Here is a 23,412-nt window from a genome sequence, read left to right as displayed (position 1 = left end):
GCAGCCTGTGACCCGCCGCCTCCCCAGGAGAGGCAGACCAAGCCCGGTGACGACGAACGGCCCCGGTCCATCCATGCGGACCGGGGCCGTTCCAGGCCCTCCGCTCGGATCCCCGTGCGCGGTTGAGCCCGTTGGACGAAGCGCCGTGCCCACGCCGGAACTCCGGCGACCAGGTCAGGGGAACGCATCGAGGCCTTGACCTCTACTGACGCGTTCGGCGGATCTCCGCACCTGTCGGAGCCTCCGGCCGGTGACGGGTGTCGTGGATGGAGCCGGTGGGGTTGGCGTGTGCGAGGATGGCGCTGGTCAAGGCCTCCGCGAGTTCGGAGGGGGCGTGTGGGTTGGTCAGCAGGACGAGGTCGAGTTCGCCCAGTTCGGGTAGTCCGGCACCCTTGGGAAGCTCGACCAGATCGGCGGGCAGCAGGCTGCGGGCGAAGATCGCAACGCCGAGGCCGGCGCGGGTGGCGGCCAGCACGGCGTTGACCCCGCGCGCCGTACAGACCACACGGTGTTTGACGCCTGCCTGCTCCAACGCCTGCACCGCCAACGCCCGGCTGGGGCTGGGCGCCTGGTACACGATCAGCGGCACCCGCTGTCCCTCGTCCCACCGCAGGCCGCTGCCCTCGACGGCAGCCCAGACCAGCCGGTCCCGGCGCACCAGCCGGCCCCGTCCCTCTCCGGCGGTGGTCTGGAGGAAGGCGACGTCGACGTGGCCGGATTCGACTCGGCGTTGCAGTTGCACGCCCTGCTGGACCACGGTCAGGTCCAGCGTGACGCCGGGGTTGAGGTGCCGGAAGTCCCGCAGAATGCGCGGCAGTTGGCTCAGCGCGAGATTGTCGGTCACTCCGAATCGCAGCCGGCCCCGCACTCCGCCGCCGGTGAAATAGTCCGCCGCCTGAGCGTGTGCGGTGAGAATCGAGCGGGCGAAGCCGACCATCGCCTCTCCATCGACGGTCAACGTCACGCTGCGAGTGTCCCGGACCAGCAACGGCCGACCAACCGCTTGTTCAAGCTTGCGTATGTGCTGACTCACTGTGGGCTGACCGAGGCCCAGCGCCGCCGCAGCCCGGCTGAAGCTCAATGACTGCGCCACTACCAGGAAAGTCCGCACCTGCTCGGGAGGAAACATACGACCCGACGCTAGGCCAGCTCATCATGATTCGCAATAAGACTTATTTGATCAATTCCCTTTCGTAAATTGATCGCGGTGCCCAACGATGGAGACACAGCCCCGTTCCTGAAGGAGGAGTTTCGTCGTGACCAGGGCGGCCGCCAGGCCAGAGCCCCCCAGCCCCCGGCCGAAGCCACCTATCCCGCGACGTACCAGGCTTGCCGCGTTGCGTTCCCGGAACTTCCGACTCCTGCTGCTCGGCCAGACAGTGGCGACCACCGGGATGTGGGCGCAGCGCATCGCCCAGGACTGGCTGGTGCTCAGCCTCACCGGAGATGCCACTGCCGTCGGAGTCACCACTGCTCTGCAACTGGCCCCCATGCTGGTCTTCGGCCTGGCCGGTGGGTGGATCGCCGACCACTACCCGAAGCGCCGGGTGTTGCAGGCCACCCAGGCCGCGACCGGCGCCCTGGCCGCGATCCTCGCCGTGCTCACCCTCACCGGCCACGTCACCGCCTGGCACATCCAGCTCCTGGCGGCGGCTCTCGGCATCATCGCGGCGATCGACCAGCCTGCTCGGCTGGCGTTCGTCACCGACCTGGTCGAACGCGATCACCTGCACAGCGCCATCAGCCTCAACTCCTCGACGTACCAACTCGGCGCCCTCACCGGCCCGGCGGTGTCCGGCGCACTGATCAGCGCCGTCGGTCCCGGCTGGGCTTTTGCTCTCAACGCCGTCTCCTACGCTGTCCCGCTCATCGCCTTCGCCTGCATCGACCCGGACCGGCTCCCGCATCCGCGCCCCGCGGCGCGCGCAGCCGCACTCGTTCCAGGTGGGATGCGCGGACTGGTACGGCGACCGGAGATCTGGCGGCCCATCGCGCTGGCCGGCGCGTTCAGCATGTTCACCAGCAGCCTGCCGGTCACACTGTCCGCCTACGCCCGCACCCTCGACATCGGGCCCTCCGGCTACGCGACGCTCACCTTCGTCGTCGCGCTCGGCTCCATGCTCGGCGCGCTGATCGCCGCCGGTCGAACCCGCACCACCATGAACGGACTGACCTGGACCGGGTGCGCGGTGGCCACCACGTATTTACTCGCCGCCGCCATGCCGACACCGTGGAGCCTCGCGTGCGCCCTCGCCGGGATCGGCATGACTACGACACTGTTGTTCACCGCGGTCAACGCCACCGTGCAGGTCGCTGCCGGGACCGAGCTTCGCGGCAGGGCGATAGGCGTCTACCTTCTCGTGTTCTTTGGCTGCGGCGCGCTCGGCGGACCCCTGATCGGCGCCATCAACCAGCACCTCGGCCCCCGGATCGGCCTGGCGCTCGCCGGAGCGGTTCCCGCCGCCGCCCTGCTCCTGCTGTCCCTCTCGTACTTCGTACGCCGTCCTGCTGCGGTGCCACCGTCCGACGCGTCCCGGCGCCCGTCCGGCACCGGCCGGGAACCCACACCGCACACCCGATCGCAACTCCCCTGACCCGCCGGCAGCCTCGGACTCCGGGGCCTCGACTCGCCGGCCGCTGTGGCGCATCACCGGTCCCGCGCTGCCGGGCTCGTGCCGTTGCCTGGCCGGGTGGCTGGGGGCTGAGGGCGGAGGCGACGGACGGACGGCAAGGTCCCTGGCCGGACCGGCACATCGTGCGAGCTCCCTCGATGACGGAGCCGGCTGCCGTACCGGGGTGACCCTTGACCTTGATGGAAAGATCGGTTTGACTGAAAAGTCAAACCGATCTTGTTTGCCCTTGGGGGAACAATGCATCGACGCGTAATCCGCGCGTTGGCGACCATGACAGTGGCGGCGGCCCGAAGGACTTCGGGCCGGACGAGACGCTCGTCGTCGTGATGCACTCCGCCAACGGCGACCTGAACAAGAGCTATGGAGGCGGCGTCGGGGTCATCCGCGGACCGGTCGCACCTTGCGAACTCGTTCCAGCCGAGTTCAGCGGCGCAGACCGCGAGTGATCCGGCCTCACGGCACCCGTTTGCACCGTCCTCAACCGCGACATCCTGAACGCCCGATCGGTGCCCACCCGATGGATGATCGAGCGGCACGGTCTCGGTTACGGTCGCCCGCATTCCAGGCCGTCCGGCCGGCGATCGTGCTGCCCGCCTGACGTCGCCGTCACCGGGGTGCGGGCTCGGGGACGCAGCATGGCATGGGCCAGCACGCCCAGCGCGCCCGCGACCAGCACGGACAGCGCGGCCAGCGTCGCGGACCGCCAGTCGTCGCCGGCCAGCGTGCCGAAGAAGACGGTGCCGGTGATCGTGCAGCCGAGCACGCCCCCGGTCTCCTGAACGGTTCCGAGCACCCCGGCCGTGGCTCCCGCCCGCTCGGGGCGTACGGCCGACAGCACCGAGGAGAGCAGCGGCGACATGATCAGTCCCATCCCGGCTCCGACCACGAGGAGGGCCATGGCCACCTGGTACGGCTGCGCCGCGCGCGCCACGACGTCGTACAGGAGGCACAGCCCGAGCAGCAGTACGGGTGCGCCGAAGCGTCCAGGTCGGAGGGAGGTGGCGAAGAAGCCCGCGTTGAGCGCGGTGCACACGGCTCCGGCGGCGAGCGGGTCGAGGCCGAGGCCGTCCTGCAGGTAGAGGGCGAGCACGAACGACAGCCCGGCCGAGGTGCCGAACAGCAGCGCCACGGCGACCAGGCCCCAGGCGAACGCCCGGTCCGCGAACACGTCGAGGTCGAGCAGCGGGGTCCGCCCCGAGCCCGCCAGCCGCCGCTGACGGCGGACGAACGCGGCCAGGATCGGGCCGGAGGCGGCCAGGCACCACCAGGCCCACGGCGGCCAGCCCTGTTCGCGGCCCTCGATCAGGGGCAGCACGATCGCCACCTGCCCGGCGGTCACGAGCCCGGCCTCGCCCAGGTCGAGCCCGGCTCGGGGCGTGTGGGATACGGCTCGCCGGGGCGGCGACGGCAGGGGCAGGGGGAGCAGCCGTCCCGCCATGGCCAGCGCTGCGGTGCCGAGGGGTACGTTCACCAGGAAGCAGGCCCGCCAGCCCAGCCCCAGCGGATCGCCGGCCACCAGCACGCCGCCGACCACCTGGCCGCTGACCCCGGCCAGGCCGACAGCCGTGCCGTACCAGCGGAAGGCCGTGGCCCGGTCGGCGCCCCGGTAGAGATCCCCGAGCAGCGTGAGGACCTGCGGCGCGAGCAGCGCCGCGGCCACGCCCTGCGCGACCCTGGCGGCCACCAGCCAGGCCGCGTCTCCCGCGAGCCCGCACCCCGCCGACGCCAGCGTGAACAGCGCCAGCCCGGCGCGGAACATCCGCCGGTGCCCGTACAGGTCGCCGAGCCGCCCGGAGGTGATCAGCCCGGCCGCGTACGCCAGCCCGTACCCGGCGACCACGAACTGCACCGCGGCGTCACCGGCCCGCAGGTCGGCGCGGATGGACGGGACGGCCAGGTTCGCGACGAAGAAGTCCAGCGTGGTCACGAACACCGCGACCAGCAGCACGGGCAGTGCCGCCCAGCGGCGGGTAGTCATGAAGGCTCCAGGGGACCGGGGGGAGGGACGTCGGCAAGAACACCGCGGTGCGGTGATCGGTTGACCCTCACCCTGGGGCGGCGGAGTTATGGATTCCTTCGGACCGGCTACGGGTTTGCGTTCGAGCGCGCTCGAAGCCGTAGCGTCGCCGGCATGACGACAAAGACCTGGATCATCACCGGCGCGTCCCGGGGTTTCGGACGCGCGTTGGCGGCGGCGACCGCGAGGGCCGCGCGCAGGGGTGCCCGTCGGTCGGAATGACACGCCTCGGTGCGCGTTCTAGAGTCGGATCATGCGGGCAGCCTTCACTCCGGACGTCATTGATCACGATGCGGCGGCCGCGTTCGTCGAGAGGTTCGCGGACGGCTGGCGGACGCCCGATCTGCGCAAGCACGAGGCTCTGTGGAGTGATCAGATCGTCCTCGTTCAGCCGCTGATGGGCACGCTGCGGGGACGTGACGAGTGCCGCGTCGCGTTCGCCCGGCTCTTCGAACTCGTCCCGGACATTCACGCGACCGTTCACCGCTGGAGCGCCACCGATGACGCGATCTTCATTGAGTTCACTCTCAGCGGGACGTTCGGCGGCCGGGAACTGGCCTGGACGGCGGTCGATCGCTTCGTCCTTGTGGACGGGCTGATCGCCGAGCGGATCTCGTATTTCGACTCGGCTCCGCTCGCCCTGGCGATGGCCGGGCGGCCGCGCGGCTGGCGACGGTTGCTGGGCACCCGCTTCATCCCCCGCTTCCAGCGCTATGTCCAGGACTCCAACGCCTGAACGAGGACTTCCTCCCTGGGGATTCGCGGCCTGGGGAGGCGTGCCTGCGCTGAGCGGGGCCGCCGCGCCGGCACGTGCGAGACTGGGGCCATGGCGACCGGGGTAGGAGGCGCGCAGAAAGGTCGGGCGGGCAGGGGCGCGGGCCGGCTCCCGACGATGAAGGATGTCGCGGACCATCTGGGGGTTTCGCGTCAGTTGGTCTCGCTCGTGATGAGGGGCGTTCCCGGGCCGAGCGAAGAGTCGAGAGAACGGATCCTGGCCGCGGCCGATGAGCTTGGCTACCGGCCGAATGCGTCGGCGCGGCTGCTGCGCCAGAACCGTACGCGTCTGATCGGCGCGCTTTTCTGGATGCGCAACCCGTTCCAGGTGCGTGTTATCGAGCGCCTGTTCGTTCGTGCCGCGGAACGAGGGTTCGGGCTGGTTCTGGGCCCGGCGACGTCGGATCGGCCGACCGACGTGGTGGTCGCGGAGCTGATGGAGGAGCGGGTCGAGGCGCTGGTCGCGTTCAATCCGGATCCGGCGTCGCGCGCCCTCGCGGATGCGCGCGAGCTCGTGCCTGTGGTGTGGCTCGGGGAATGGGTGGACGAGCTCGATGTCGACAACGTCCATGTCGATGAGATCGAGGGGCTTCGTCTGGTGGTCGAGCACCTCGTGGAGCTCGGGCATCGCGACATCATCTATGTCGGCGGACGAGGTGGAACCGTGGGCCGTCTTCGTGCCGAGGCGTACCGGAGCGCGATGGCCGCGGTTGGACTCGCGGAGCGCGCCGAGGTGCTTCAGAGCGACTTCTCCGAGGAGGACGGTGCCAGTGCCGCGCGGCATATCCTGGGACGAAGTCACCGGCCTACGGCTGTGGTGTGTTGCGGTGACCAGTGTGCGGCGGGTGTGCTGGCGGTGCTCGCGCGGGCGAACGTCAACGTGCCGGGCGAGATCTCGGTAGTCGGTTTCGATGACAGCTATGTGGCATCGCTGTCGTATCACCAGCTGACGTCCGTTCAGTCGGGCCGGGTTGGATCGCGGGCGAGTTCGTGAGGGCTCTGCGCGCTCACACGGCGCAGCGGCCGGTGGCGGTGTCGTCGCGCTCGGCCGACCGGGCGCAGGCGTTCGCGACCGAGCACGGAATCGAGTACGTGCTGGGTTCCACCGAGCAGCTCGTTCACCACCCGGAGGTGGATGTCGTCTACGTGGCGACCCCGCAGAGCGCGCATCTCGCGACAGGGCTGGCGGCGATCGCGGCGGGCAAACACGTACTCATCGAGAAGCCGATCACCGTCACCGCGGCGGAGGCGCGCACCCTCGCGGAGGCCGCGCGGGCTGCCGGTGTGCTGGTGATGGAGGCGATGTGGAGCCGGTACCTGCCGCAGACCTCGGTGATCCGCAAGCTCCTCGCCGACGGAGTGCTCGGGGACGTGCGGGCGGTACTGGCCGACCACGGGCAGGCGATCACCGCGGATCCGCAGCACCGGCTCAACCGTCCCGAGCTGGGTGGCGGGGCGTTGCTGGATCTGGGCGTCTACCCGGTGCAGTTCTCCTCGATGGTGCTCGGTGCCCCCACGTGGGTCGTCGCGGTCGGCGGGATGACGGATACCGGGGTGGACGCGTACTCGACGCTCGTGCTCACCCACGAGCAGGGTGCGCTGTCGACGCTGTACTCGTCCATCCAGGCGCGCACTCCGATGACCGGAGCGATCGCCGGGACCGAGGCGACGCTCAGCATCGACGGCCCCTTCTTCACGCCGACCTCGTTCACCCTGTCCGGTGCCGACCACTTCTCGCCGACGCTGCGGTGGAGCGACCCGACCGGGTTGCGCGGCTTCGACGGGCTCTCCTGGGAGGCGACCGCCCTGGCCCGATTCGTCGGCGAGGGCCGCACCGAGTCGCCCGTGCACACGCTGGAGGAGACCGTCTCGATCATCGCCACCATCGACCAGGCCCGCGCCCAGCTCGTAGGGTCCTGAGACCATCCGCGACCCGAGGGAGAGCCTGCCCATGACGGATCTGATCACCGCGCTGGAGCAGCAGGAACAGGAGCTGGTTTTCGACGCGTTCGACCACGCCGACGCCTGGCGGCTGGGCTCCCGCATCACCGCGATCGCGCAGGAAGCCGGGCACAAGGTCGGCATCGACATCCGCCGGCCCGGTCTGATCCTGTTCCGCGCCGCGCTGCCGGGCATCACCCCTGACCAGGACGTGTGGATCGCCCGCAAGGCCGCGGTGGTGCTGCGCATGGAGAGCAGCAGCGCCCTGGTCGATGCTCGCCTGTCCGCTGCCGGTGTGGATCCGGCGGCGGTCGGATGGCTGGGTGCGGACTACGCGGTCACCGGCGGATCGTTCCCCATCCGGGTCCGCGGGGTCGGTGTCGTCGCCGCCGCGACCGCGTCCGGCCTGTCATCGATGGAGGACCATGACCTCATCGTCGCCGGGATCCGGGCTCACCTCGCGGAGGAGGCCGGAAAGTGAGTGACGAGAAGATCCCCCAGCGGGTGCTGCGGCCTGGTCAGTCCGCGCGCATCCGCGTCTGGGACCGCGCGACCCGCACCGTGCGTACCGTGTTCGAGTCCCGCGACCGGCTCTACGAGGCGCCGAACTGGACGACGGACGGGCAGTTGCTCGTCAACGGTGACGGCAGGCTCTGGCTCCTGCCCGCCGACGGCCCCGCTGACGGTTCCGCGCCGCCACGTCAGGTCCCTGTGACGGGCCTGCCCGACGTCAACAACGACCACGTGCTCGCCCCCGATGGCGTCACAGTGTTCGCCTCCGCGAACGACTGGCACATCTGGGAGGCCCCTCTCGCCGGCGGGGCGGCTCGCCGGGTGACCGTCGAGGACGGGGGGATGCACTTCCTGCACGGCATCAGCCCCGACGGGCGGCGCCTCGGCTACGTGCGCCTGGAACCGGAAGGCGACAACTGGTGGGCGTCGGCCACCATCCACACCGTCGGGCTGGACGGGCAGGACGACGTCGCGGTCACCACCGACCCGGGCCCGGCGGACGGGTGCGAGTGGACGCCCGAGGGCGAGTGGATCGTGTTCAACACCGAACAGTTCTCCACCGCCCCGGGGCACGCGCAGCTGGCCCGGGTGCGGCCGGACGGGACCGGGCTGGAGCAGCTCACCTTCGACGAGCGGGTGAACTGGTTCCCGCACGTCGCGCCCACCGGCGATGTCGCCGTGTACCTCAGCTACCCGCCCGGCACGACCGGGCACCCCGCCGACCTCCCCGTCGAGCTGCGGCTCGTGTCGGTCGGCGCCTGGCAGGAGCCGGAGACGCTGGTGGCGCTGCACGGTGGGCAGGGCACGATCAACGTCCCCAGCTGGGCGCCCGACGGGTCGGCGTTCGCGTTCGTGGACTACCCCACAGGCTCCCGGAACGACCTGGAGAACCTCTAGCCTTGGGGTTCTTCCGCCGGGCAGCGGGTGCCCCGCGCGGGCACGGTCAGCGAGATCAGGTAGTCGTCCATGGCGGCCGTGGTGCACTGGGTCATGCCGTAGACGCCGTGGCCCCATCCCTCGTACGTGAGCAGCGTGGCCTTGGAGCCGAGCTGGCGGGCCACGTTGGCCGACCATTCGTACGGTGTGTCGGGGTCGTGCATGGAGGTGCCCACCAGCAGCGGAGCGCTACCCGTGTACCGCAGCCGGTGCTGCGGGTTGTTGACCGGGTGGCCCTGGCAGATCGGCATGTCGCCCATCGGCATCGGGTTGTACCGCAGGTCCGGAGCCACCGCGTTGGAGCTGCGCATCACGTCGGCGTACTCGTCGTAGTTCCGGAGCGACAGGTTGAAGTCCTCGCAGAGGATCGCGGTGGGGAGTTCGGCGAACTCGCCGCCCACGGGCCCGTTGCCGGGAGGCCCCGGCATGTCGTCCGGCACCGGCCCGCCGTCCAGGGCGAGGAGCACCTTGGCCTCCTGCCTCCAGGCGGGCGCCTCGTTGAGCACCACGCCCAGCCAGAGGAGGTTGTGAGCGCTCACCGGGCGGTCGGTGACGCCCGGCCAGTACAGCTCGCCGCGGTCCGCCTTCTCGAGCAGTCCCTTCCACAGCGCCCGGACGTCGCGCCCGTGCAGGACGCAGTCCGTGCTCCGGTCACACCAGGCGACGAACTCGGCGAAGCTGTCCTGGACGGTGGCCGCCTCGGTCACCTGGAACGCCTTGACGTTCAGGCTGTGGTCCATGTTGCTGTCCAGCACCATGGCCCGGATCCGGTTCGGGAAGAGCTCGGCGTACATCTGCTGGGCGAGCGTTCCGTAGGAGACGCCGTACGAGGTCAGCTTCTCCTCGCCGAGCGCGGCGCGGATGGCGTCCATGTCACGCGCCACGTTGGCCGAGTCGATGTGGTCGTACAGGGGGCCGGTGAGCTTGCGGCAGTCCGCGCGCAGCTTCTTGTTGAAGGCGACCCACTTGTCGTAGTCGGCCTGGCTGGTCATGACCGGGTACGGCATCTCGTTGTACACCGAAGCCGAGCAGGTCACCGAGCCGCTGCGGGCAACGCCCCGGGGGTCGTAGCCGACGATGTCGAACCGCCGCTGGACGTCCTCGCTGAAGCCGGAGGGGCGGAGGATGTCGTTCACGCCGGAGTTGCCGGGTCCGCCCGGGTTGGTCAGCAGGGATCCGATCCGCGCGGAGGGGTCGGCGGCCTTGCGCCGGGCGAGGGTCAGGTTGACGGTGGGTCCGTTCGGGTTGGACCAGTCGATCGGCACGGCCAGCAGGCCGCATTCGACGGTGGGCTCCTCCTCGCACGGCCCCCAGGTGATGCCGCGCTTGCCGACGGCATCCGTGACATCCTCTCCGGTCACCGTCGCGTTGGCCATCGGAGCGGTCAACAACGTCGCGAACACCACGAGGGCGGTGGCTAACAGGGAAGTTCTTCTTGGCACAGGGCTCCTATCGTTGATCGGCCGGCTCGGTGACGCCGTTGGCTCCAAAGATCATGAGCCTACTTTCTACAGACTTGCGGCGCTACATCCATTTTTACGCATATCATATTCATTAGTAGCAGCGTAAAGTCGTAGGTCAGCGCCAGTCGCTGATGAGGCGCTGGAGGTCGGCGGCGGCCTGCTCCGGGTCGTATCCGGGAAGGACTTCGCGCAGGAGGGCGTTGACCTGGCGCTCGGCATCGGCGCCCGCCAGGGCGAGGGTCGCCACGACCTCCTCGGCCAGGTCCTGGCTGCTCATGCGCAGGGCGCGGTGGGCGAAGGAGAGGTTCAGCACGCGGCCTTCGGGGTTCACGGACGCCTCGACGTGACCTGACCGGCCCTTGGCCGTGCCGACGATCTTGTCGAGTTCCTCCTGGGCCGCCTCCAACGCGGCCACAGTGACAACGAGGCGGTCGTCCGGACGGGCGCCTGGCTGCTGTCGGAGGTGGTGGAGCTGGCCGCCCCGATGATGGAGGAGCTCCCGGCCCTCCTGTCCAGCCCGATCCGCAACGTCCGATACTTCGCGATCGCCGTCGCGCTGGCGAACGCCGACGAACGGCACGGGCCCATCATCGCGCAGGTCATGAACCTGAGCCTTGATCCCGACAGCGCCGTCCGCTGGAAGGTCCTGGAGTTCCTGACCGACGCCTCGATCGAGCAGCTTGCGGCAGGGGAGTCATGCCTGCCCGTCGGTCAGGTCAAGGAGCTGGCCGAGTGGCTGATCCTCCAGGACGGCGAGGAGCCCGACCTGGCCGGCATCGTCATCCGGCTGGAAGCAGGTGACCCGAGGACCCGGCTGTTCGCCGCGGCGGCCGCCGCGAGCCTGTCCGACGAGGAGGACACGAGCCTCCTGGAGCACGCGCTGATGGTCGAGGAAGGGGAGATCCGCTCGTTCGCCCAGGAACGGCTGGAGCGACTGCGTGAGGGCGGTTCTTGAACCACGTTCGCTCGAGGATCGCCGGGTCGACCGGGTGATGCCGGTGTGCATGGCAAGGGCGACAGGAAGCCGTCGGGGCGCCTGATTTCGCTCCGGGACGGTCCGGACGTTGGGCTCCCGCACAAGCCGGGCAGCGTCGTTCGTCGGGAGCACCGAAGATGCCCGGACGGCGGAGGCTTACGGTTCGTTCATGCCGCATCTCGCGCTCGACGACCTGTACCGCCTCGCCATCCCTTCCGATCCCCAGGTGCGTCCCGACGGGGGAGCGGTGGCGTACACCCTGACGACCGCCGTCCGGGACTCTGACGAGAACCGCACCGAGATCTGGCTGGCCGCTCCCGGCACCGAGCCCCGGCGCCTCGCCACGGGCAGTGCCGCGCGGTGGTCGCCGGACGGCCGGACGCTGGCGTTCCTGCGGCCGGTGGACGGCAGGCCGCAGGTCCACCTGTTGCCGATGGACGGCGGCGAGCCGGCACCGGTGACCTCCGCGAAGCTCGGCGCCGGCGCGCCCGTCTGGTCTCCGGACGGCTCCCGCATCGCGTTCGCCGCACCCGTCGGAACGGGTGAGGACGGCGGGATGCCCGACCCGAACGCCCCTGTCGTGACCGGCCGGCTCGACCACAAAGCCGACGGCGCCGGGCTGCTGCGCGGCCTGACCAGGCACCTGTTCGTCATGGACCTGGCCGGAGGCGAGACCGTCCAGGTCACCCAGGGCGACTTCCACGCGGGCGAGCCGTCGTGGTCGCCCGACGGCCTGCGCCTGGCGTTCGCCGCCGCCATGGACGCCGACCGTGACCTGGAGGCGGGCGGGGCCGCGTACGCCGTCGAAGCGGCCAAGGGTGGTGTGCCTGAGCGGCTGACGGATCCCGGCCTCATCTGCGGCGGCGTCTGGTGGCTCGGCGACCGGCTGGTCGTCGCGGGGCTGAAAGGCGCCGTGGCGGGGCACGAACGGCTGTTCGCGCTCGGCCCTGGCGGGTGGGCCGAGGTGGAGACGGCCCTCGATCGGAATGTCATGACCGGCGCCCCCGGCTACCCCGGCGGCACCCCGGCGCTGCTCGGCGAGGACCTGCTGTTCTGTGCGCGCGATGGTGGCTCGACGCACCTCTACCGTGTCTCCGACGGGGCGCCCGGCGAGCGGGTGGTGCCCGGTGAGGTCAACATCTCGGGGATCAGCACGGCGGCGGGGGCGGTCGCGTACGTCGCGGCGACGCAGCACAGCGCGGGAGACGTCTACCTGACGACCCCAAGCACGAAAAAAGTGACGTCGGGCGAAATATCGGATATATCTGGCGCGTCAGCGCCGGATATATCCCGGCTCACCGACTACGGCCTCGACGACGTCGAGTTGTTCACCGCCCGCCGCCGCACGTTCACCGCCCCCGACGGCACCCAGATCGAGGGTTTCGTCCTGCGCGACGAGACCGCGCGGACGCCCGGCCCCCTGCTGCTCGACGTGCACGGTGGCCCGCACAACGCCTGGTCGCCCGTCTTCGACGGCATCCACCTCTACCACCAGCTCCTCGCCGCCCGCGGCTGGACCGTCCTCACCGTCAACCCGCGCGCCAGCGACGGGTACGGCGAGGACTTCTACACCGCCTCCCTCGGCGCCTGGGGGGTGAGCGACGCCCAGGACCTGCTCGCCCCCATCGACGTCCTGGTCGCCGACGGCGTCGCCGACCCCGACCGGCTCGCCGTCACCGGCTACAGCTACGGCGGCTACATGAGCTGCTGGCTGTCGGCCACCACCGGCAGGTTCAAGGCCGCGATCCCGGGCGGCTGCGTGAGCGACCTGACGAGCCTGAGCGGCACCTCCGACCTCGGCCACCTGATGAAGGTGCACGAGTACGCCGGTGACCTGGCCGCCCAGTCGCCGATCACGCACGTCGCGGAGGTCACCGCCCCGACGCTCATCCTGCACGGCCAGGACGACGACCGCTGTCCCGTCGGCCAGGCCGAACAGTGGTTCACCGCGCTGCGCGAGCGCCGGGTGCCGGTCGAGCTGGTGCGCTATCCCGGCGCGAGCCATCTGTTCATCCTGAGCGGGCGCCCCTCGCACAGGTACGACTACAACGAAAGGATCATCGCGTGGCTGGAGCAATGGGTCAGCGGCTCGCCGAGCTGATCGCCGAGTACGAGGTTCCCGGCTCGGCGCTGGCGTACTGGCACCAGGGCGAGCTGCACGAGTTCGCGGCCGGCACGCTGAACGTCGACACCGGCGTCGAGGCGACCACCGACGCGCTCTACCAGATCGGCTCGGTCACCAAGGTGTGGACCGCGACTCTGATCATGCAGCAGGTCGAGCAGGGCCGCCTCACGCTGGACACGCCGGTCGTCGAGGTGCTGCCCGAGTTCAGGGTGGCCGACCCCGAGGTCACCAAGAACGTGACGATCAGGCACCTGCTCTCCCACACCAGCGGCATCGACGGCGACCAGTTCATCGACACGGGCCGCGGCGACGACTGCGTGGAGAAGTACGTGGAGGCCTGCGCGACCCTGGCACAGAACCACCCGCTCGGCGTCACCCAGTCCTACTGCAACTCCGGGTTCGTCATCGCGGGCCGGGTGCTGGAGCGACTGACCGGCAAGCGCTGGGACGACGTCCTGCGCGAGGGCATCTGCGAGCCGCTCGGCCTCACCCACACCTGGACGCTGTCGGAGGACGTGCTGCGCTTCCGCGCCGCGATGGGCCACGAGGACGGCGAGACCACCCCCGTGTGGGGCCTCATGCGGTCGATGGGCCCGGCCGGGCTGATCTGCGCCCGCCCGGCCGACGTGGTCGCCTTCGGCCGCGCCCACCTGGCGGGCGGCCTGCTGGAGAACCCGGCCGCCATGTGGGAGCCGCAGGTCGACATCCCCAACCCGTACACGCTGGGCAGGCAGTGGGGCATCGGCTGGATCATCGACGAGTGGAGCGGGCACAAGGTCATCTCCCACGGCGGCAACACCATCGGCCAGCACGCCATGCTGTGGGCCGTGCCCGGCACCGGGACCGTCGTCTGCGTGACCGCCAACGGGGGCCGCAGCGGCGAGTTCACCCGAGCCGTGGCCACGGAGTTGTTCGCCGAGCTCGACGGCCTGACCGTGCCGCCCGCGCCGTCCCTGCCGGAGACGCCGGCCGGCGTGGACGTCGCGCCGTACGCGGGCGTCTACGAGCGGGCCGGCGCCCGGATCACGGTGAGCCTGCTCGACGACGGCAAGGCCCGCCTGCGCCTGGAGGCCACCGGCGAGCTGGCCGCCCTGCACGAGCCCGAGGAGTCCGACTTCGTCCCGGTCGACGAGAACCTGTTCCTGTTCCAGGCGCCGGGCACCCGCGACTGGATGGCGGCCGTGTTCTTCGAGCTGGCCGATGGCACTCTGTACATGCACATGGGCGCCCGCGCCACTCCCAAAGTCGGCTGAGGAGATGGACATGGACCTGCGGGATCACCTCGCCGAGGCGGCGCGCGAGCATGGCGTGCCCGGCGCGGCCGTCGCGGTGTGGCACGACGGCGAGCTGCACGAGGCCGCCACGGGCGTGGTCAACACGGCCACCGGCGTGGAGACCACGAAGGACAGCGTGTTCCAGGTCGGCTCCACCACGAAGGTGTGGACGGCGGCGCTGGTCATGCAGCTCGTGGAGGACGGCCTGGTCGAGCTCGACCAACCGGTGGGGGAGCACCTGCCGGACTTCGCGTTCGGCGGCGTCACCGTCCGGCAGCTGCTCATGCACACGGCCGGCTTCGACGGCGACGTGTTCGAGGACACCGGGCGCGGCGACGACTGCCTGGACACGTTCCTCGAGCACCTGCGCACCGCGGGGCACGTGCACGAGCCGGGCGAGCTGTTCTCCTACTGCAACGCCGGCTACTGCGTGCTCGGCGCGCTGGTGGCCAGGCTGCGCGGCGGCACCTGGGAGCAGGTGATGCGCGAGCGCCTGCTCACCCCCTTGGGCGCCACGCACGCGGCGCTGTTCGGTGAGGAGGCCGTGCTCTTCCGCGCGTCGGCGGGGCACGTCGGGCCGGACGCCGCCGTCTACCCCCGCTGGCAGATGCCCCGCTCCAACGCTCCGGCCGGCTCCACCATGTGCCTGGCGCCGCGCGAGCTGGTCGTGTTCGGCCGGGCTCTGGCGGCCGGCGGCCTGGCGCCGAACGGCACCCGGCTGCTGTCGGAGGAGTCGGTGGCCGCGATGCTCACACCGCAGATCCACGTGCCCGGGGTGGGCGGCGCGCTGGCCGACCGCTGGGGTCTCGGAGTGGAGCTGTTCGGCTGGGGCGCGTTCGGCCACGACGGCGGCACGCCCGGGCAGAGCACGTTCTGGCGCGTCGTTCCCGAATCGGGCTTCGTGATCGCGATGAGCGGGAACGGCGGCTCGTTCTTCGGCCTCATGGACGACGTGGCGCGGCCGGTCATCGAGGAGGCGACCGGCCTGACGATGCCCGCGCGGCCCCTGCCGCCGCAGGCGCCGAAGCCCGTGGACGGCGCCTCGTACGCGGGCCGCTACACCGGCCCGCAGCTCGGCTACGAGGTCGCCGCCGCCGGAGACGGCCTGGACGTCACGCTCATCCCCGGCCCGCTCATGGAGAGCATGGGCTCCACCCGCACGACCACCCGGTACGTGCACCTTCACGGCGAGTCGTTCATCGCCGTCGAGGCCGAGGGCGGCCGGTACGATGTGGTCACGTTCGTGATGCGGGACGGGACGGCCGCCTACCTGCACAACGGCCGTGCGGTGGCCCGTGCCTGACCTGCGGGAGGCCTTCGACGAGGCGGGCGTGCGGGGCTTCCTGCACGCCCGAGACGTGGACGGCGACGCCGAGATCGGGCTGGACCCAGACGAACCCGTCGTGCTCGCCTCGGTCTTCAAGATCGCGATCGCGCTGGAGTACGCCCGGCAGGCCGCCGCGGGCGAGATCGCCCGCGGCGAGCGGCTCACCGTCACCGCGGCCGACAAGGACGGCGGCATCGGCACCTCCGGCTGCCTCGACGACGTGTCGCTCACCCTGCGCGACCTGGCCCATTTCATGATCACGATGTCCGACAACGCGGCGACCGACGTGCTGCTCCGCCGCGTCGGGCTCGACCGGGTCAACGGCACCCTCGCCACGCTCGGGTTGAGCCGCACGCGGCTCATAGGCGGGTGCGCGGAGCTTTTCCGGCAGGTCACCGAGGACATCGGCGCGGACTGGGACGCCGCCACCGAGGACGAGCTGCGGGCCATGGCCGTACGCGACCCGGCCCGCACCACCGCCGGCACCCCGCGCGAGATCACCACGCTGCTGAGCCTCATCTGGCGCGACCAGGCCGGCCCTTCCGAGGCGTGCGCCGAGGTGCGGAAGGTCATGGGCGAGCAGATCTGGCCGCACCGGCTGGCCGCCGGCTTCCCCGACGAGGTGAAGGTGTCGGGCAAGACAGGCAGCCTGTGGGGCATCCGCAACGAGTCGGGCGTCGTCGAGTACCCCGACGGCAAGCGGTACGCCGTCGCCGTGTTCGTACGAAGTGACGTCATCCGGTCCCGCCTGCCCGCCGCGGACGCCGCCATCGGCCGTGCCGCCCGCCTGGCCGTCGACCGGCTCCGCTGATGTCGGTTTTCGTGGACTATCGTGACCGTGTGAGGAACCGTCCCCGTGCCAGCCTGGGACGGATCCTGCAGGACCTCGGCACCACCGTCCTCGACGTGGCGGCCTCACCCGGTGACCTGTTCTCGCTGGCCAACGCCGTCTGCGCGCTGCTCGACGCGCCCGTCACCATCGAGGACAGGTCGTCCCGCGTGCTCGCCTTCTCCGGCCGGCAGGACGAGGCCGACCCGGGCCGGGTGGAGACCGTCCTCGGCCGTCAGGTGCCCGAGCGCTACCTGCGGATGCTCGACGAGCGCGGCTTCTTCAAACAGCTCTACCAGAGCCGCGCGCCCGTCTACATGGAGCTCGACGACGAGGGTGTGATCAACCGGGCCGCCGTGGCCGTGCGCAGCGGCGACGAAATTCTCGGCTCGATCTGGGTGGTCGTACGCGAGCCGCTCAGCGAGCAGCGCGAACGCGCGCTCGCCGACGCCGCCAAGATCGTCGCGCTGCAGCTGCTGCGCGAGCGGGCCGGGGCCGATACCCAGCGGCGCCTGCGCGCCGACCTGCTGTCCACCGTGCTGGCCGGCGGCGGCGACGCGCCCGAGGCGGCAGGGCGGCTCGGCATCGCCACCGCCCGGCTCTGCGTGCTGGCCGCCCAGCTCGTCACGGACGACGCCGCCGCCGATCCCGCCCGCGGCGAGAGCGATCGGCAGCGGTTCTGCGACGCGCTGGCGCTCCACGTCGCCGCCATCCACCCCAAGGCCGCCGCCGCGCTCGTCGGCTCCGTCGCGTATGCCGTGCTGCCGCTGCACTCGATGGGAGACGAGGAGGCGCGGGCCGTACGCGTGGCGGAGAGCTTCCTGGCCAGGGTCGGGCCCCGCCATGCCGCCAACATCGGCGTGGGACGCCTGGCCGCCAACCTTTCCCAGGTGGCCAGGTCGCGCGCGGACGCCGACCGGGCGCTGCGCGTGCTGGGCGCCCGCGGCACCACCGGCCAGGTCGCCGGCTACACGACCGTGCACTTCGAGTCGCTGCTGCTGCAGGTCGCCGACGTGGCCGCGGCCGAGGAGCAGACGCCCACCGGTCCCTACCAGCGGTTGCTCGACCACGACGCCGAGCACGGCACCGAGCTGGCCCCTACCCTGCGGGCCTACCTCGACGCGTTCGGCGACGTCAACGCGGCCAGTGCCCAGGTGCACGTGCACGCCAACACCTTCCGCTACCGGCTCAAGCGCCTGGTCGAGATCAGCGGCCTCGACCTGTCCGACCCCGACGCCCGGCTCACCGCGATGCTGCAGATGCGGATCTTCGGTCGCTAGCACGAGCCTTCCCGGCTTTTTCGTGTGCGGGCACATAGAACCGGATCTGCGCAGGCAGGAAGGTTGTGCACACCCCCCGTGCTCGTCTGGAGTCCTCATGACAAAACCAGCAGTCGCGGCCCTGGCCGGGCTCGCTCTGCTCACGGCCGCGTGCGGAGGCACGACGAGCGGTCCCGAGCAGCAGGGCAAGCCGGCCACTGGCGGCACCTTCACGTTCGCGATCCCGGCCGATCCCGGTGTCCTCGACCCGGCCACGGGCGTGCTGACCGTCACCAACAACGTGCTCGCGCTGGCTTACGACACGCTCGTCTCCGTCGACGAATCAGGGAAGATCATCCCCGAGCTGGCCGAGAAGTGGGACGTCAAGCCCGAATCAGTCACCTTCACCCTGCGGAAGGGGGTCACCTGCTCGGACGGCTCCCCGGTGACCCCCTCGAACGTGGCCGACAACGTCAACCACATCGCCGACCCCGCCGCCAAGTCGCCGATCTACGGCGTGCTGGTGCCCACGGGCATGAAGGCGAAGGCCGACGACGGCGCCGGCACCGTGACCCTGTCCATGCCCGAGCCGTTCAGCTTCATCCTGGAGAGCACGCGGACGATGTTCATCGTCTGCGGAAAGGGGGTGAAGGACCGTGCCTCGATCGCTCGGGCCACCTCCGGCAGCGGGCCTTACCAGCTCACCGAGGCCGTCCCCAGCGACCACTACACGTTCAAGGTCCGCCGCGACTACGCCTGGGGTCCCGCCGGCGCCACCGCCAAGGACCTGCCGGAGACGGTCGTGATGAAGGTCGTGCCGAACGAGCAGACCTCCGCCAACCTGCTCATCGCCGGCTCCCTCAACGGCGCCCTCTTCAACGGTGCCGACCGGTCCCGCGTCGAGGCGTCCCCGGGCGTGACCAAACAGTCGATCACGGTGGGCAACGGCCAGTTCTTCTATCACCAGGGCGAAGACCGGCCGGCCCGCGACCCGGAGGTCCGCAAGGCCCTCACACGGGCGCTCAACCTCCAGGAGCTGGTCGGCATCGCCTCCGGCGGCACCGGCAAGCCGGCCACCGGCCTGGTCCTCGCGCCCCGTCCCTGCCCGGGCGACTCCGTAGCCGGGCACGTGCCCGGCTACGACGCCACGGCCGCCGCGGCCGCGCTCGACGCGGCCGGGTGGAAGCTCGGCGCCGACGGTTTCCGGGCCAAGGACGGCAAGCGGCTCAGCCTGCGCTACATGTACGCCACCACCCGCGGCCCCGGCTTCCAGGCCGCCGCCGAGTACATGGCGGAGGCGTGGAAGAAGCTCGGCGTCGAGGTGAAGCTGAACGGCGTGATCGACACCAAGCTGTCGGAGTCGCTCAACGCCACCCAGGACTGGGACGTCGTGTGGCTGCCGATCGGCGTCACCCTGCCCAGCCAGCTCGTCGGCTTCCTGTCGGGGCCGTCCGCCCCCAAGGGCGCCAACTTCGCCCACCTGGCCAACAAGCGCTACGAGGAGCTCGTCTCCAAGGCGAGCAAGCTCCCCGCCGCCGAGGCCTGCCCGGTGTGGCTGGAGTCGGAGTCGGCCCTGTTCGAAAACGCCGACCTGGTGCCCGTGGTGGACAACACGGCGCTGCTGGCCGGCAAGGGCGCCACGTTCCGCACCACGGCCGGGAGCCTGGTGCCCACCTCGATCCGCCTCACGCAAGGAGACTAGTGAGCGACCCCCGGACCACGCGGCGCCCGGGCAGCAAGGCGGGAAGCACGACCGTGCGCAGGACGCTGCGTACGGCCGTGCGCCGGATCGTGCGGTTCGCCGTGTCGCTGGCGGCGCTGCTGGTGGCGGCGTTCGCGATGATCCACCTCATCCCGGGCGACCCGGTGCGCGCCTCGCTCGGGCCGGCCGCCCCGATCGAGCTGATAGAGGCCCGTACGGCCGCGCTCGGTCTCGACCGCCCCCTGCCTGAGCAGTTCGTCACGTACGTCGGCCATGTCCTGACCGGGGACTTCGGCACGTCCTTCCTGACGGGGGAGGCGGTGGGCGACGTCATCGCGGCCCGCCTGCCGAACACCCTGACTCTGGCCCTCCTGGCCACCGCCGTGGCGCTGATCGTGGCGGTGCCGCTGGGCATGTGGGCCGCCGTACGCACCGAGAACGGCCGCAACCGCGGCACCGACCTGGCCTTCGGCACGGTCACCGGCACCGCCGTGGCCGTGCCCGAGTTCCTGTACTCGATCGCGCTGGTGGCCGCGCTGGCCGTCGGCCTCGGCTGGTTCCCGCCCGCGGGCAAGGCCGGGCCGCTGACGTACGTGCTGCCCGTCGCAGCTCTGTCGGCCGGGCCGATCGCCATGATCGCCCGGATCACCCGCGTCGAGACCCTGCGAGAGCTGGGCACCGACTACGTGCGCCTGGCCCGCGCCAAGCGGCTGCCCGCGGCCCGGCTCCACCTGCGGCACGTGCTGCCCAACACGCTCACGGCCACCCTGACCGTGGGCGGCCTGCTGCTGACCTCGCTGATCGCGGGCAGCGTCCTGGTCGAGTACGTCTTCGCCTGGCCCGGACTCGGCCTGAAGATCGTCGAGTCGATCACGCAGAAGGACTACCCGGTCGCGCAGGCGGTGATCCTCGTGTACGGCGCCATCGTGCTGGTCGTGAACCTCGTCGTGGACCTGGTGCTCGGGGCGCTCGATCCCACCTCGGAGATCAAGGAGGTCTCGGCCTGATGTGGGCCAGGACGGCACCGGACGGCCCCCGGGCCGTGGACGGCCACGCGAAGAAGGGGCCGAGGTCCCGGGGCGGCCTGTGGCGCAGTGCCCCGGCGCTGATCGGCGGCGTGCTGGTGCTGCTCATGGCAGTGCTGGCCGTGGCCGGGCCCATCATCTGGGGCGAGGCCGCGGAACGCATCGACGCCGGCGCCATCCTCCAGGGCGCCTCCGCCGAACACCCGCTCGGCACCGACAACCTGGGCCGCGACCTGCTCGCCCGGGTCCTGGTGGCGGGCCGTTACTCGCTGGCCCTGGCGCTGGCGGCCACGCTCATCGGCGCCGTCGGGGGCATCCTGCTCGGCGCGCTCCCGTCCGTGCTGCCCCGCCGGGCCGCCCGGATGGTCACCGGCACGGTCAACGCCCTGGTGGCCTTCCCCGGCCTGCTGCTGGCCATGTTCACGGCGGTGGTCAGCGGGCTCGGCGCGCGTGGTGCGGTGCTCGGGATCGGCGTGGCCATCGCGCCCGGCTTCGCGCGGCTCACCCAGACGCTGGCCGCCTCGGTCGCCGGCGCCGACTACGTGGCCGCGGCCCGCATGCTCGGCGTGCCCCGCCGCCGCATCCTCGCCCGGCACATTCTGCCCAACATCGCCGAACCGCTCATCCTCAACCTCGCCCAGTCGCTCGGCGGCGCGCTGCTCGGCCTGGCCGGCATGTCGTTCCTGGGCCTCGGCGTGCAGCCACCGGAGTTCGACTGGGGGCGCCTGCTGTTCGACGGGTTCGCGCGGATCTACGTCACGCCCGTGGTCGCGGTCGGTCCAGCGGCGGCCGTCGCGCTGGCCGGCATCGGCTTCAACCTGCTGGGCGACACCCTGGCCAGGGCCGCCGCCCGATCCTCGGCCGGGCAGCGCGACGGCGTCGGCCCTGAGCCACCGGAACCGGCCGGGCAGCCGGACCCGGACGCCGTCCTCGAGGTCCGCGACCTGACCGTCTCGTTCCCGGGCGGTTCGACCCCCGTACGCGAGCTGTCTCTGACCGTGACGCCGGGGGAGATCGTCGGCCTGGTGGGAGAGTCCGGCAGCGGCAAGAGCCTGACCGCCGCCGCCATCGGCGGCCTCGTTCCCTATCCCGGATCAGTGACGTACGGCCGGCTGGTCCTCGGCGGCGCCGACGTCGCCACCATGTCCGGCAAGGAACTGGGCACCGCGCTCGCCATGGTGTTCCAGGACCCGATGGCCTCGCTCAACCCCGCGCTGAAAGTCGGCGGCCAGCTCGCCGAGGTGGCCGTCGTCCACCAGGGCGCGAGCCGCGCGGACGCCCGCCGCCGCGCCGTCGACCGGCTGCGCCACGTCCAGCTGCCCGACCCCGCCAAGCACGCCGTCCAGCATCCGCACGAGCTGTCCGGCGGCATGCGCCAGCGCGCGGTCATCGCGATGGGCCTCATGGGCACGCCACGCCTGATCATCGCCGACGAGCCCACGACCGCCCTCGACGTGACCGTGCAGCGGCAGATCCTGCGGCTGCTGCGCGAGGTCGTCGAGGAGACGGGCGCGGCCCTGCTGTTCATCTCCCACGACATCGCCGTCGTCGGCGAGCTGTGCGACCGCGTCGTGGTCATGTACGCGGGCCGGGTGGTCGAGGAACTGCCCGCCGACCGGCTCGCCGACGGTGCCGCGCACCCCTACACCAAGGCGCTCATCGCGTCCCTGCCCGATCTCGACACCGACCGGAGCCGCCCGTTGGCCGGCATCCCCGGCACCCAGCCGGCCCCGGCGCAGGTCGGCGCGGGCTGCGCGTTCGCCGACCGGTGCTCGCTCGCCACCGAACAATGCCGGACGGAACGTCCCGAACTCGTGGTCCATGGCCCGCGGCAGCGGGTCGCCTGCTGGGAGGTCACCTCGTGAGGATCGAAGGGCTGACCGTGCGCTACGGCGGCTTCACCGCGGTCGACGACGTCACCCTGGAGATCCCCGACGGCCACGTCGTGGGCCTCGTCGGCGAGTCGGGATCGGGCAAGTCGTCGCTGGCCAGGGCCGTGAGCGGGCTCGTGCCCTACACGGGCGGGATCGAGGGAGCGCCGCGGATCCAGATGGTGTTCCAGGATCCGTACGCGTCGCTGGACCCGCGCATGACGATCGGCGAGACGGTCGGGGAAGGCATCGAGAAGCGCCGCCGTGCCACGGAGGTGCCGCGGCTGCTCGGTCTCGTCCAACTGCCCGCCGAGCTGGCCGGGCGTTACCCGCGCGAGCTGTCGGGCGGTCAGCGGCAGCGGGTGGCGATCGCCCGTGCCCTGGGCGGCGACCCCGCCCTGCTGGTCGCCGACGAGATCACCGGCTCGCTCGACGTGTCGGTCCAAGGGGCCGTGCTCAACCTGGTCCGCGGGCTGCGCGACGAACTCGGACTGTCGATGTTGTTCATCTCGCACAACCTGGCTGTCGTCCGGTACGTCGCCGACACGATAGCCGTCATGCACCACGGCCGGATCGTCGAGCACGGACCCGCCGAGCAGGTCGTCGGCGAGCCGGCGCATGACTACACGCGCGCGCTGCTGGCGGCGGTGCCGCGACTCAGAGGCTGATCCACGCGGTGGAGGCGGTCACCTCGTCGAGCACCTCCGGGATCGGCGCGACGCCCGGTCCGGAGAGCGATCGCCACCG

At 71.3% G+C, this 23,412-nt stretch carries 20 protein-coding genes; 16 read left to right on the top strand and 4 right to left on the bottom strand.

Going from position 1 to position 23,412, the window contains the following annotated elements:
- Window positions 1-202: 202 nt before the first annotated feature.
- Entirely contained in the window at window positions 203-1,129 is a 927-nt protein-coding gene (locus AB0L65_RS27325; protein ID WP_364250444.1) for a LysR substrate-binding domain-containing protein, read from the bottom strand.
- 127 nt (window positions 1,130-1,256) lie between these two features.
- On the opposite strand from AB0L65_RS27325, the gene AB0L65_RS27320 reads away from it, so the two are divergent.
- Window positions 1,257-2,594, top strand: a complete 1,338-nt coding sequence (locus AB0L65_RS27320) for an MFS transporter (protein ID WP_364250441.1) — start codon at window positions 1,257-1,259, stop codon at window positions 2,592-2,594.
- A gap of 583 nt (window positions 2,595-3,177) precedes the next feature.
- Here AB0L65_RS27320 and AB0L65_RS27315 read toward each other — a convergent pair.
- Window positions 3,178-4,611, bottom strand: coding sequence for an MFS transporter (locus AB0L65_RS27315; RefSeq protein WP_364250438.1), 1,434 nt, complete (start codon window positions 4,609-4,611; stop codon window positions 3,178-3,180).
- 292 nt (window positions 4,612-4,903) lie between these two features.
- On the opposite strand from AB0L65_RS27315, the gene AB0L65_RS27310 reads away from it, so the two are divergent.
- The 5 genes from AB0L65_RS27310 to AB0L65_RS27290 all read left to right on the top strand — a co-directional run bounded on the left by AB0L65_RS27310 (window position 4,904) and on the right by AB0L65_RS27290 (window position 8,775).
- Window positions 4,904-5,386: a nuclear transport factor 2 family protein gene (locus tag AB0L65_RS27310; RefSeq protein ID WP_364250435.1), complete on the top strand. Its 483-nt coding sequence runs from the start codon at window positions 4,904-4,906 to the stop codon at window positions 5,384-5,386.
- 156 nt (window positions 5,387-5,542) lie between these two features.
- Window positions 5,543-6,418 (top strand): LacI family DNA-binding transcriptional regulator, encoded by an 876-nt coding sequence (locus AB0L65_RS27305; RefSeq protein WP_364250432.1) that lies wholly within the window; start codon window positions 5,543-5,545, stop codon window positions 6,416-6,418.
- A complete protein-coding gene (locus AB0L65_RS27300) occupies window positions 6,415-7,344 on the top strand; it encodes a Gfo/Idh/MocA family oxidoreductase (protein ID WP_364250429.1) in 930 nt (309 codons plus the stop codon). The genes AB0L65_RS27305 and AB0L65_RS27300 overlap by 4 nt, the downstream gene beginning before the upstream one ends.
- Window positions 7,345-7,375: 31 nt before the next feature.
- A complete protein-coding gene (locus tag AB0L65_RS27295; RefSeq protein WP_364250426.1) occupies window positions 7,376-7,846 on the top strand; it encodes a heme-degrading domain-containing protein in 471 nt (156 codons plus the stop codon).
- The gene (locus AB0L65_RS27290) at window positions 7,843-8,775 is read left to right on the top strand and encodes a hypothetical protein (RefSeq protein WP_364250423.1); all 933 of its coding nucleotides are present in this window, start codon (window positions 7,843-7,845) and stop codon (window positions 8,773-8,775) included. The genes AB0L65_RS27295 and AB0L65_RS27290 overlap by 4 nt, the downstream gene beginning before the upstream one ends.
- Here the strand turns inward: AB0L65_RS27290 and AB0L65_RS27285 are convergent.
- Window positions 8,772-10,256, bottom strand: a complete 1,485-nt coding sequence (locus tag AB0L65_RS27285; protein ID WP_364250420.1) for an alpha/beta fold hydrolase — start codon at window positions 10,254-10,256, stop codon at window positions 8,772-8,774. The two genes, AB0L65_RS27290 and AB0L65_RS27285, sit on opposite strands and share 4 nt — an antisense overlap.
- A 136-nt stretch (window positions 10,257-10,392) precedes the next feature.
- Window positions 10,393-10,692 carry a YbaB/EbfC family nucleoid-associated protein gene (locus tag AB0L65_RS27280; RefSeq protein WP_364250417.1) on the bottom strand — a complete coding sequence of 100 codons (300 nt, stop codon included), beginning with the start codon at window positions 10,690-10,692 and terminating at the stop codon, window positions 10,393-10,395.
- Between the two features lie 51 nt (window positions 10,693-10,743).
- Here AB0L65_RS27280 and AB0L65_RS27275 point away from each other — a divergent pair, with 51 nt between their 5' ends.
- The 10 genes from AB0L65_RS27275 (at window position 10,744) to AB0L65_RS27230 (ending at window position 23,333) form a co-directional block, all read left to right on the top strand.
- A complete protein-coding gene (locus tag AB0L65_RS27275; RefSeq protein WP_364250414.1) occupies window positions 10,744-11,232 on the top strand; it encodes a hypothetical protein in 489 nt (162 codons plus the stop codon).
- Window positions 11,233-11,422: 190 nt separating this feature from the next.
- Window positions 11,423-13,354 (top strand): S9 family peptidase, encoded by a 1,932-nt coding sequence (locus AB0L65_RS27270; RefSeq protein WP_364250411.1) that lies wholly within the window; start codon window positions 11,423-11,425, stop codon window positions 13,352-13,354.
- A complete protein-coding gene (locus tag AB0L65_RS27265; protein WP_364250408.1) occupies window positions 13,318-14,631 on the top strand; it encodes a serine hydrolase domain-containing protein in 1,314 nt (437 codons plus the stop codon). Before AB0L65_RS27270 ends, AB0L65_RS27265 begins: the two co-directional genes overlap by 37 nt.
- Window positions 14,632-14,641: 10 nt before the next feature.
- The gene (locus AB0L65_RS27260; protein WP_364250405.1) at window positions 14,642-15,955 is read left to right on the top strand and encodes a serine hydrolase domain-containing protein; all 1,314 of its coding nucleotides are present in this window, start codon (window positions 14,642-14,644) and stop codon (window positions 15,953-15,955) included.
- Window positions 15,948-16,790 carry a serine hydrolase gene (locus AB0L65_RS27255; protein WP_364250402.1) on the top strand — a complete coding sequence of 281 codons (843 nt, stop codon included), beginning with the start codon at window positions 15,948-15,950 and terminating at the stop codon, window positions 16,788-16,790. Before AB0L65_RS27260 ends, AB0L65_RS27255 begins: the two co-directional genes overlap by 8 nt.
- A 29-nt stretch (window positions 16,791-16,819) precedes the next feature.
- The gene (locus AB0L65_RS27250; protein ID WP_364250399.1) at window positions 16,820-18,088 is read left to right on the top strand and encodes a helix-turn-helix domain-containing protein; all 1,269 of its coding nucleotides are present in this window, start codon (window positions 16,820-16,822) and stop codon (window positions 18,086-18,088) included.
- A gap of 97 nt (window positions 18,089-18,185) precedes the next feature.
- On the top strand, window positions 18,186-19,769 hold the full coding sequence (locus AB0L65_RS27245; protein WP_364250396.1) for an ABC transporter substrate-binding protein: 1,584 nt from the start codon (window positions 18,186-18,188) through the stop codon (window positions 19,767-19,769).
- Complete coding sequence (locus AB0L65_RS27240) at window positions 19,769-20,776, top strand: ABC transporter permease (protein WP_364250393.1); 1,008 nt, start codon at window positions 19,769-19,771, stop codon at window positions 20,774-20,776. Before AB0L65_RS27245 ends, AB0L65_RS27240 begins: the two co-directional genes overlap by 1 nt.
- Window positions 20,776-22,659 (top strand): dipeptide/oligopeptide/nickel ABC transporter permease/ATP-binding protein, encoded by a 1,884-nt coding sequence (locus AB0L65_RS27235; protein WP_364250390.1) that lies wholly within the window; start codon window positions 20,776-20,778, stop codon window positions 22,657-22,659. The genes AB0L65_RS27240 and AB0L65_RS27235 overlap by 1 nt, the downstream gene beginning before the upstream one ends.
- Window positions 22,656-23,333 carry an ATP-binding cassette domain-containing protein gene (locus AB0L65_RS27230; RefSeq protein WP_355211588.1) on the top strand — a complete coding sequence of 226 codons (678 nt, stop codon included), beginning with the start codon at window positions 22,656-22,658 and terminating at the stop codon, window positions 23,331-23,333. The genes AB0L65_RS27235 and AB0L65_RS27230 overlap by 4 nt, the downstream gene beginning before the upstream one ends.
- Window positions 23,334-23,412 lie beyond the last annotated feature (79 nt).

Source organism: Nonomuraea sp. NPDC052116 (genome assembly GCF_040680035.1).
GTDB classification, from domain to species: domain Bacteria; phylum Actinomycetota; class Actinomycetes; order Streptosporangiales; family Streptosporangiaceae; genus Nonomuraea; species Nonomuraea angiospora_A.
The sequence above is the reverse complement of the archived record's forward strand: the minus strand, read 5'-3'. Positions and strand labels throughout refer to the sequence as shown.

Bases quoted from the DNA above. Each gene is read 5' to 3' on its own strand.
- AB0L65_RS27325 (WP_364250444.1), bottom strand. From the start codon at position 1,129: ATGTTTCCTCCCGAGCAGGTGCGGACTTTCCTGGTAGTGGCGCAGTCA.
- AB0L65_RS27315 (WP_364250438.1), bottom strand. From the start codon at position 4,611: ATGACTACCCGCCGCTGGGCGGCACTGCCCGTGCTGCTGGTCGCGGTG.
- AB0L65_RS27310 (WP_364250435.1), top strand. From the start codon at position 4,904: ATGCGGGCAGCCTTCACTCCGGACGTCATTGATCACGATGCGGCGGCC.
- AB0L65_RS27305 (WP_364250432.1), top strand. From the start codon at position 5,543: ATGAAGGATGTCGCGGACCATCTGGGGGTTTCGCGTCAGTTGGTCTCG.
- AB0L65_RS27295 (WP_364250426.1), top strand. From the start codon at position 7,376: ATGACGGATCTGATCACCGCGCTGGAGCAGCAGGAACAGGAGCTGGTT.
- AB0L65_RS27270 (WP_364250411.1), top strand. From the start codon at position 11,423: ATGCCGCATCTCGCGCTCGACGACCTGTACCGCCTCGCCATCCCTTCC.
- AB0L65_RS27260 (WP_364250405.1), top strand. From the start codon at position 14,642: ATGGACCTGCGGGATCACCTCGCCGAGGCGGCGCGCGAGCATGGCGTG.
- AB0L65_RS27245 (WP_364250396.1), top strand. From the start codon at position 18,186: ATGACAAAACCAGCAGTCGCGGCCCTGGCCGGGCTCGCTCTGCTCACG.
- AB0L65_RS27235 (WP_364250390.1), top strand. From the start codon at position 20,776: ATGTGGGCCAGGACGGCACCGGACGGCCCCCGGGCCGTGGACGGCCAC.